The following is a 6,963-nucleotide window of genomic DNA, read 5'->3' on the forward strand; positions in this document are numbered from 1 at the left end:
ATGACCAAGCAGCGCCATGACTGGGAGCAGTACTTCCAGTCCCTGAGCCTTGAGGGCCGGGCCTTTATCGACGGCGAATACCGCTGGGCCGCCAGCGGCCAGACCTTTGACAGCATCAGCCCGGTGGACGGGCGTTTGCTGGCCCAGGTCGCCAGCACCGACGAGGCCGACGCCGACTTGGCGGTGGTCGCCGCACGTCGGGCCTTTGAGTCCGGCGTCTGGCGCTTGCAGGCCCCGGCGGCGCGCAAGCGCGTGCTGATCCGTTTCGCCGAACTGATCCTCGAGCACCAGGAAGAACTGGCCCTGCTGGAAACCCTGGACATGGGCAAGCCGATCGGCGATTCCATGGCCATCGACGTGCCAGCCACCGCCAACGCGATCCGCTGGAGCGCCGAGGCCATCGACAAAATCTACGACGAGGTGGCGCCTACGCCCCACGACCAGTTGGGCCTGATTACCCGGGAACCCTCTGGCGTGGTGGCGGCCATCGTGCCGTGGAACTTCCCGATGATCATGGCCAGCTGGAAGTTCGGCCCGGCCCTGGCGGCGGGCAACTCGTTCATCCTCAAACCTTCGGAAAAGTCGCCGCTGACCGCCATTCGCCTGGCCCAACTGGCACTCGATGCCGGCATTCCTCCGGGTGTGTTCAACGTGCTGCCGGGGTACGGCCACACGGTCGGCAAAGCCCTGGCCCTGCACATGGACGTGGACGTGCTGGCGTTTACCGGTTCCACCGGGGTGGCCAAGCAACTGCTGGCGTATTCCGGCCAGAGCAACATGAAGCGGGTGTGGCTGGAAGCTGGCGGCAAGAGCCCGAACGTGGTGTTCGCCGATGCCCCGGACCTGCGCGCCGCCGCTGAAGCCGCCGCTGCGGGCATTGCCTTCAACCAGGGCGAAGTCTGCGTGGCCGGCTCGCGCCTGCTGGTGGAGCGCTCGATCCGCGAGGCGTTTATTCCGCTGTTGGTGCAGGCCCTCAAGGCCTGGACCCCGGGGCACCCGCTGGACCCTGCGACCAAGGTCGGCGCGGTGGTCGATCAGCGGCAACTGGACAACGTGCTGCGCTACATCGACATCGGCAAGGAGCAGGGCGCCCAGTTGCTGATCGGCGGCCAGCGCACCCTGGAAGAGACCGGCGGCCAGTACGTGGAGCCGACGATTTTCGACGGTGTGACCAACGCCATGACCATCGCCCGTGAAGAAATCTTCGGCCCGGTGCTGTCGCTGATCAGCTTCGACACGGAAGAGCAGGCGCTGCAGATCGCCAACGACAGCATCTTCGGCCTGGCTGCCGCCGTGTGGACCGCCAACCTTAGCCGCGCCCACCGCTTTGCCCGGGGCCTGCGCGCCGGCAGCGTGTGGGTCAACCAGTACGACGGTGGCGACATGACGGCGCCCTTTGGCGGCTTCAAACAGTCGGGCAATGGCCGCGACAAGTCGCTGCACGCCTTCGACAAGTACACCGAGCTCAAAGCCACCTGGATCAAGCTCTAAGACACATAACAACGGCGCTTGCCGGCCCGCGTCGGCCAAGCGCCCAGGAGTCCGAAACATGCAAACCCACGTCAACAGTTACTACGCCGCGACCCGTAACCACACCGGCGACTTCCCCGTGCTCGAAGAGTTGGTGGAGTGCGACGTCTGTGTCATCGGCGCCGGCTACACCGGGCTGTCGTCGGCGCTGTTCCTGGCCGAGGCCGGCTACAGCGTCACCGTGCTGGAAGCGGCCAAGGTCGGCTTCGGTGCCAGCGGGCGCAACGGCGGGCAACTGGTCAACTCCTACAGCCGCGATGTGGACGTAATCGAGCAACGCTACGGTGAAAAAAGCGCGGAGATCCTCGGCAGCATGATGTTCGAAGGCGCCGACATCATTCGCCAGCGCATCCAGCACTACGACATCCAGTGCGACTACCGCCCGGGTGGTATTTTCGCCGCCCTGAACAAGAAGCAGCTCAAGGGCCTGGCCGAACAGAAAAGCAGTTGGGAGCGCTACGGCAACCACAATCTGCACCTGCTCGACAGCAACGACATGGCCCGCGAAGTGGGCTGCGAAAACTACGTCGGCGGCCTGCTGGACAAGCAGGGCGGTCATGTTCACCCGCTGAACCTGGCCCTGGGCGAGGCCAGCGCCATCATCGGCCTGGGCGGCAAGATTTTCGAGCAGTCGGCGGCCGAGGAAATCACCTACGGCGAACCCAATGTGGTGCGCACCGCCAAGGGCGTGGTCCGCGCCAAATACCTGCTGATCGCCGGCAACGCCTACTTGCCGCAGAACCTGGACGCTCGGGTCACCCGCAAAAGCATGCCGTGCGGCTCGCAGATCGTGGTCACCGAACCGCTGTCGGAACAGGTGGCGCGCAGCCTGATCAGCAACAATTACTGCGTGGAAGACTGCAACTACCTGCTCGACTACTACCGCCTGACCGCTGACAACCGCCTACTCTACGGCGGTGGTGTGGTGTACGGCGCCCGGGAGCCGGACGATATCGAACAACTGATCCGTCCGAAAATCCTCAAGACCTTCCCGCAGCTCAAGGGCGTGAAAATCGACTACCGCTGGACCGGCAACTTCCTGCTGACCATGTCGCGCATGCCGCAATTCGGCCGTATCGAAAAGAACGCCTATTACATGCAGGGCTACAGCGGTCACGGCGTCACCTGTTCGCACTTGGCCGGTAAATTGATCAGTGAAGTGATCCGCGGCGACGCCGAGCGCTTCGACGCCTTTGCTTCCTTGCCGCACATGCCGATGTTCGGCGGCCGCACCTTCCAGGCCCCACTGACCGCGATGGGCGCCGCCTACTACGCCCTGCGCGACCGCTTCGGCGTCTGAAACCCTCGCCAATCGGTCCCCGGCGGCACTCCCGCGGGGGCCATGTGAACGCGCGTGGGAGGCCGGCTGGCAGCCATCCAGCGGGTGCCCATGCGCTACTGGGCAAGCCCTTCTTTGACGCTGCGCGTCACCCTTAACCCCCCCGCTACAGCCGCCTGCACAAACGTGATTTAATAGCCGACTTTCATCTTCCAGGGGCACGGAAACGGCGAATTTCGCGACAGCAGTCGCCCGCACTCCACGCCGCCAATATCCTTGAGTTTTCCTCACATAAGGCTGTTATGGACACGGGCACCCGACTCAAACTGGTTCGCGAAAGCTACAAACTCTCCCAGCGCGAGCTGGCCCGTCGTAGCGGCGTGACCAACGCCACCATCTCCCTGATCGAACAGAATCGCGTCAGCCCCTCCGTCAGCTCATTGAAAAAACTGCTGGAAGGCATCCCCATGTCCCTGGCCGACTTCTTCACCTTCGACCAGCCGCCCCGGGAACACCAATACGTGTTCCGCGCCAATGAACAACCCGACCTCGGCCGCGACGGCCTGCGCCTGCTGATGGTCGGCGCGCCGCTGCCAAGCCGGCAGATGCGTTTCTTGCGGGAGCAATACGCCCCCGGCGCCAGCTCCGGCGAAGAAGCGATCGTGCACGCGGAAGGGGAAGAGTGCGGGATCGTCACCCGTGGCACCGTGGAGCTCACGGTGGACGGCCAGGTCAGCGTGTTGAACCCGGGGGATGGGTATTACTTTCCCACGACCTTGCCCCATCGCTTCAGGAACATCGGGCAGGACGAGGCCGAGATCATCAGCGCGAATACGCCCGCGAACTTCTAGGTCGGGGGAGGGGCCTCGGCTGTTGGCAGTGGCGGCAAACTCCGCCACTGCGTGCTATCCGGCAGGCCATGCGCCTGACGAAAATGCCGCTTCGATCCGAAGCGGCAGGACCCATCAGATCAATCGTCCAGGTTGCCCATGGCCGTGGTGTTGAACCCGCCATCCACGTACATGATTTCCCCGCTGATGCCCGATGCCAGGTCCGAGCACAGGAAGGCGCCGGCGTTGCCGACTTCTTCGATGGTCACGTTGCGGCGCAGGGGTGTTTGCGCCTCGTTGGCGGCGAGCATTTTGCGGAAGTTCTTGATCCCCGAAGCGGCGAGGGTACGGATCGGGCCGGCCGATACGGCGTTGACCCGCGTGCCTTCCGGGCCAAGGCTGCCGGCCAGGTAACGCACGCCTGCTTCCAGGCTGGCCTTGGCCATGCCCATCACGTTGTAGTTCGGCATGGTCCGCTCGGCGCCCAGGTAGGACAGGGTCAACAGGCTGCCATTGCGTCCCTGCATCATCGGCCGCCCGGCTTTGGCCAGGGCGATGAAGCTGTAGGCGCTGATGTCGTGGGCAATTCGGAAGCCGTCGCGGGTGGTGGCTTCGGTGAAGTCGCCGTCCAGTTGGTCGCCCGGCGCAAAGCCCACCGAATGCACGATGCAGTCCAGTGCTTCCCATTGCTGGCCAAGCTTGTCAAAGACTTGGGCGATGTCCTCGTCGCTGGCCACATCGCAAGGGAAGCACAGCCCAGGGTTCGAGCCCCACTCAGTGGCGAACTCCTCCACGCGGCTGCGGAGCTTTTCGTTCTGATAGGTGAAGGCCAGCTCGGCGCCCTCGCGATGCATCGCCGCGGCAATGCCCGACGCGATGGACAACTTGCTGGCGACACCGACAATCAGAACGCGTTTGCCCGTTAGAAAACCCATGTGTTGCTCCTTGAAGTGTTGCTGTTCACCGCCGTTGCCAGGCGCTTCGTGCAGGCCTTGGACAACGGCACATTATCGGAAGCATGAGGACGTCATGCCTCCATTCGGCCGCTGGACATCATGCGCAGGCGAGCCGGGGATCGCATAACAGGAATATGACGGACGAAATATGCGCTGAGTTACATGGCCTGCGGTCGCTGATTTTTCTCAAGAAGAGCGGCGGCCTTTGGCGAGTGGTACCTTTTGCAGCGTCTCCTCAAGAGTCCGACGCATGATGCGCCAATCCCCGACGCCACCGGTCACCCACGCCGCCACCGCGGCCGACACCCCCGCAACCCCGCCTGTGCATCCGCCCCTTTGGCATCATCAACCCAGTGAGCTGTTCAGCTCGGGAGGCAGCTCCCTGGGCACCGTCGCCTTCTACTTTGTGTTGCTGGTTACTTTGCCGGTCTACGCTCTGGTGCTGTTGGCGATCACCTTGTTCGAAGCCGCCAAAGGGCTACCGTTGACCTACGCAGAAACCCTCACCGCCCCCTTGCTGCTGGGCCCCTTGTTTGGCACCGCGTGCCTGGCCGCCTCCATCTTCTGGTGGTTGGGTTCCGAGCCCTGGGTGCACGATTTCAGCTTCGACGAAACCCAGCAACGCCTCACCTACAGCGAAACCCGCCCGGCGCGAAAACCCAGGCAAGTGCAGGTAGCGTTCAGCGATATCTACTCCATCACGCCTTACCAGATGAGGGAGTACGAACGGTTTGGCCACTACCAAGTGACCTATAAAGGACCCAAAGGCAAAACCATCCAGCGCCGCTTGGGCACCCATATTCCGTTGGTGGAAATGGAGGCTCACTCGGCGTGGTTGCGGGGGATGATCGGCAAGCGGATGAGTGAACTGATCAGCTTGGAGTTGTAAGGGCGGGGCAGGCTCATTAATGCGTTCGGGTTCGCCAGCCTGCTGGAAATTGAAGATCATCCCGTGACCGTCCGAGCCGAGGCCAGGCCACAGATGACTTTATTGTTGGTTGCACGGCGGGGGCGTTCTACACGTTGCGAGATCAGGAATGCGTCCGTTAGCAGACGCACCCTTTATCTGGCTAGCTCAACGAGGGGAAAGCCTCAGCCGCTCAACCGAGCAAGCTAAATGATTCGCTGTTGGCCGGCAGGTTGAAAAGCTGTCCATCCGATGTCTGGATTTGCTCGATGGTGTCGTAACCGGCGTACCAGTCCTTGAGGAGCACACCGTCCTGTGGCGTCTGGCCTGCAGCAAAGCTTAGTTGATGCAGGTAGAGATCATCGCCGATGCGATCCGCCAGCAGATTGTCACTGTGGATGTATGACAGCACCAAGATGTCGCCACGGCTGGCGCCGTCGTCCTGGATGGTCACCAATGACGTCGTACCGATGGTGTAGGTATCGTCACCTTCGCCGCCATTGGCCCAACCACTGTTCTGCAAGACCAGCTTGTCATCACCATTGCCGCCAAACAGCAAAAAGCCCAGGCCCTTGCCTGTCAGCAGGTCGTTACCGTCACCACCGTCGGCCATGCCGTGTACCACGGTGATAACATCGTTACCCGCTTCACCAAACGCCTGACTGCCTTGATCGTAGGAAGCAGTGACAATGGTGTCGTTACCATTCCCGCCGTACAGTGTGTCGGCTTGTGACCCGCTGGGCAGTCCATCGAGGGTGAAAGGCCCGATCTGTGAAAACAGTCCGCCATACAGGTAATCGTTACCGTCACCGCCGTAGAGGATGTCGTTGCCCAGCCCGCCCTCCAGATAGTTGACGCCGGCATCACCTGTCAGGCTGTCGTTGAAGTGACTGCCCACCACACGTTCGATGTTCAGCAGGACATCACCTTCAGCGTCGCCACCCTGGTTGATGTTGGTTTGCAGGTTGATCGTGACGCCGGTTGCACTGGTGATGTACCAGGCACTGTCCTGGCCTTCACGACCATCAATGACATCCGCACCGACTCCGCCAATGAAAACCTCACCTACTCGCGAGCCCGATAGCGTGTCGTTGAAGTTGCTGCCCTGGAATATTTCGATGGCGGTGTAGGTATCACCCGCTGCGTCCCCGGTATTGGCACCGGTGGTCAGGTCGATGGCCACGGCCTGGTCCGACAGTTCATAGCTGACCAGATCCTGCCCGACACTACCATCCAGCCCCATGGCAGAGGTTCCACCGTAGAAGATGTCATTCAGGTTGGACCCCCTGACCGCTTCGATGTCTGTATAGGTATCGCCGGCCGCGATGCCCGTGTTCACGCCGGTTTTCAGGTTGATCGTCACGGCTGTCTTGCTGTCGGTATAACCGACGATGTCGTAACCGGCACCACCGAAGAACTGGTCGGCACCCGCGCCGCCGTACAGGGTGTCATTGCTCGAGC

Annotated in this window: 6 protein-coding genes; 4 read left to right on the forward strand and 2 right to left on the reverse strand. The window is 62.3% G+C overall.

Features of this window, described 5'->3' with window-relative positions; all coding sequences use genetic code 11:
• From M1B35_RS27135 to M1B35_RS27145, 3 genes are all read left to right on the forward strand, one after another.
• Window positions 1-1,491 carry an aldehyde dehydrogenase gene (locus M1B35_RS27135; protein ID WP_268263601.1) on the forward strand — a complete coding sequence of 497 codons (1,491 nt, stop codon included), beginning with the start codon at window positions 1-3 and terminating at the stop codon, window positions 1,489-1,491.
• Between the two features lie 58 nt (window positions 1,492-1,549).
• The gene (locus M1B35_RS27140) at window positions 1,550-2,830 is read left to right on the forward strand and encodes an NAD(P)/FAD-dependent oxidoreductase (protein WP_123331502.1); all 1,281 of its coding nucleotides are present in this window, start codon (window positions 1,550-1,552) and stop codon (window positions 2,828-2,830) included.
• 281 nt (window positions 2,831-3,111) lie between these two features.
• Window positions 3,112-3,660, forward strand: coding sequence for a cupin domain-containing protein (locus M1B35_RS27145; protein ID WP_123331504.1), 549 nt, complete (start codon window positions 3,112-3,114; stop codon window positions 3,658-3,660).
• Between the two features lie 119 nt (window positions 3,661-3,779).
• Here the strand turns inward: M1B35_RS27145 and fabI are convergent, their stop codons facing one another.
• Window positions 3,780-4,574, reverse strand: a complete 795-nt coding sequence (gene fabI, locus M1B35_RS27150; protein WP_268263602.1) for an enoyl-ACP reductase FabI — start codon at window positions 4,572-4,574, stop codon at window positions 3,780-3,782.
• A gap of 271 nt (window positions 4,575-4,845) precedes the next feature.
• Between fabI and M1B35_RS27155 the strand changes: the two genes are divergently transcribed.
• Window positions 4,846-5,484: a hypothetical protein gene (locus M1B35_RS27155; RefSeq protein ID WP_268263603.1), complete on the forward strand. Its 639-nt coding sequence runs from the start codon at window positions 4,846-4,848 to the stop codon at window positions 5,482-5,484.
• Window positions 5,485-5,695: 211 nt separating this feature from the next.
• Here M1B35_RS27155 and M1B35_RS27160 read toward each other — a convergent pair.
• Window positions 5,696-6,963, reverse strand: a 1,268-nt coding sequence (locus M1B35_RS27160) for a calcium-binding protein (protein WP_268263604.1), incomplete at its 5' end; no start/stop codon positions are given.

It is taken from the genome of Pseudomonas morbosilactucae (genome assembly GCF_023241665.1).
GTDB classification, from domain to species: domain Bacteria; phylum Pseudomonadota; class Gammaproteobacteria; order Pseudomonadales; family Pseudomonadaceae; genus Aquipseudomonas; species Aquipseudomonas morbosilactucae.